This window comes from Amycolatopsis sp. lyj-112, assembly GCF_046549055.1.
Classification (GTDB): domain Bacteria; phylum Actinomycetota; class Actinomycetes; order Mycobacteriales; family Pseudonocardiaceae; genus Amycolatopsis.
Genome location: NZ_JAJPWS010000034.1, coordinates 1 through 782, shown reverse-complemented (window position 1 = coordinate 782; position 782 = coordinate 1). Strand labels below are relative to the sequence as shown.

The following is a 782-nucleotide window of genomic DNA, read 5'->3' as shown; positions in this document are numbered from 1 at the left end:
CGATTTTGAGAACGACAGCGACTTCCGTCCCAGCCGTGCCAGGTTCTGCCTCAGATTCAGGTTATGCCGCTCAATTCGCTGCGTATATCGCTTGCTGATTACGTGCAGCTTTCCCTTCAGGCGGGATTCATACAGCGGCCAGCCATCCGTCATCCATATCACCACGTCAAAGGGTGACAGCAGGCTCATAAGACGCCCCAGCGTCGCCATAGTGCGTTCACCGAATACGTGCGCAACAACCGTCTTCCGGAGCCTGTCATACGCGTAAAACAGCCAGCGCTGGCGCGATTTAGCCCCGACATAGCCCCACTGTTCGTCCATTTCCGCGCAGACGATGACGTCACTGCCCGGCTGTATGCGCGAGGTTACCGACTGCGGCCTGAGTTTTTTAAGTGACGTAAAATCGTGTTGAGGCTAACGCCCATAATGCGGGCAGTTGCCCGGCATCCAACGCCATTCATGGCCATATCAATGATTTTCTGGTGCGTACCGGGTTGAGAAGCGGTGTAAGTGAACTGCAGTTGCCATGTTTTACGGCAGTGAGAGCAGAGATAGCGCTGATGTCCGGCGGTGCTTTTGCCGTTACGCACCACCCCGTCAGTAGCTGAACAGGAGGGACAGCTGATAGAAACAGAAGCCACTGGAGCACCTCAAAAACACCATCATACACTAAATCAGTAAGTTGGCAGCATCACCTTTTTTTGACTTAAGTTAAACAACATCCCTTATTGCTGGCAGGTTATTAAACTGTTGAGCGAGGGTAAAGGATAGTGTCAAATAGC

At 52.4% G+C, this 782-nt stretch carries 1 protein-coding gene; it reads right to left on the bottom strand.

The window, feature by feature from the left end; all coding sequences use genetic code 11:
* Positions 1-641, bottom strand: a protein-coding gene (locus ACLJRL_RS41185; protein WP_410661847.1) for an IS1-like element IS1SD family transposase whose coding sequence is annotated in 2 segments (ribosomal slippage) — positions 1-392 and positions 392-641 — 642 coding nt annotated over the 2 segments. Because the reading frame shifts where the segments join, the coding sequence is not laid out codon by codon here. This gene is flagged as partial in the annotation.
* Between the last annotated feature and the right edge of the window lie 141 nt (positions 642-782).